Source organism: Streptomyces sp. NPDC031274 (assembly GCF_055570235.1).
Window position 1 is genome coordinate 1 of record NZ_JBVIHP010000177.1, and the last position, 1,635, is coordinate 1,635.

A 1,635-nucleotide genomic window follows, 5' to 3' on the forward strand; every position below is an offset into this window, starting at 1 on the left:
GTCGCCGTGGTGCTCTTCGCCGTCTCACTCCAGTTCCTCTTCCCCGACGAGGGCGGCGACCCGCTGAGCGCGGCCGGGTTCGCCCTCGGCGCCGGGACCGCGGTACCGCTGATCTGGCGGCGCCGCGCGCCCTTCGCCTGTGCCGCCGTGATCGCCGTCTTCACGCCCGGCATGGCGCTCTACCACCGGCCGCCGCCCGACGTCTGCTTCGGCGGGATGGTCGCCCTCTACACCGTGGCCGCCCTGAGCACGCCGCTGAAACGGCGCGTCATGCTCGCCGGCTGGCTGGCGGGGGCCGCCGTCACCATGACCTTCAAGGAGCACGCCGAGCCGTACGAGTACCCCTTCCACCTGCTCAGCCTCATCAGTGCGTACGCCCTGGGGGCCTTCGCCCGTGTGCAGCGCGCCTACACCGCGGCCCTGGAGGACCGGGCACGACGCCTGGAGCGGGAGCGCGCCGCCGAGACGGCGCGGGCGGTCGGTCAGGAGCGGTCGAGGATCGCCCGCGACATGCACGACATCCTCGCCCACGCGGTGAGCCTGATGGTGGTCCAGGCGGAGGCGGGCCCCGTGGTCGTCCGGAGCGATCCGGACCGTGCGGTCGGGGCGTTCGACGCGATCGCCGGTGCGGGTCGCGACGCGATGGTGCAACTGCGGCGGATCCTGGGCGTACTGAGAGAGCCCTCGACCCCAGGTGGCGGCCGGGTCCCGCAGCCGACCCTCGCGGCGCTCCCCGAGCTGGCCGCCCTGGTCGAACAGGCGGGCCTGCACGTCGAGTTGGCGGAGGAAGGCGAGCCCCGCCCGCTGCCGCCCGACGTCGAGGTGGCCGCGTACCGCATCGTCCAGGAGGCACTGACCAATTGCGTCAAGCACGCGGGGGCCACGGCAGTGGCCGTCCACCTGACCTGGACCGCAGGCGAGTTGAGGATGCGGATCCAGGATGACGGAGACGGGGCCGCCACCCAGGAGGGCGCGGGGCACGGCCTCGTCGGCATCCATGAACGCGCCGCCGCCTGCGGTGGCACCGCCGGGACCGGGAACGGACCCGATGGTGGATTCCGTGTCGCCGTACGGCTGCCCACGGCATCCTTGGGGGATGAGCATCCGGGTGGCGGTCGCCGACGATCAGGAGCTGGTACGCAGCGGCTTCTCCATGATCCTTGAGGCGCAGCCCGACATCGAGGTGGTGGCGGAGGCGGGTGACGGTGCGCAGGCGGTGGCGGCCGTGCGCCAACATGCCCCGGACGTCATCCTCCTGGACATCCGCATGCCGGGGATGGACGGCATCGAGGCGGCCCGCCAGGTGTGCGCGCAGTCCAGCTGCCGGGTCGTCATGCTGACCACGTTCGACCTCGACGAGTATGTGTACGAGGCGTTGTACGCGGGAGCGAGCGGCTTCCTGCTCAAGGACGTCCGCAGGGACGACCTGGTGCACGCGGTGCGGGTCGTGGCAGCCGGGGACTCCCTGCTCGCGCCGTCCGTGACGCGGCGCCTGGTTGTGAACCTGGTCCGGCGCCGCCGCACGGACTCCGACGCACCTGCCATGTCGCCCTCCGAACGCCTCGCGGTCCTCACCGCCCGCGAGGAGGAGACGCTGCGGCTGCTGGCCCGGGGTCTCTCCAACGCGGAGATCGC

Annotated in this window: 2 protein-coding genes; both read left to right on the top strand. The window is 72.7% G+C overall.

The window, feature by feature from the left end; translation table 11 throughout:
• On the top strand, positions 1 to 1,164 hold a 1,164-nt coding region (locus ACZ5CR_RS44725; RefSeq protein WP_468869287.1), incomplete at its 5' end, for a sensor histidine kinase.
• Positions 1,097 to 1,635 (top strand): response regulator (locus ACZ5CR_RS44730; RefSeq protein ID WP_468869290.1); only part of this gene is annotated, 539 nt, incomplete at its 3' end. The genes ACZ5CR_RS44725 and ACZ5CR_RS44730, both read left to right, overlap by 68 nt.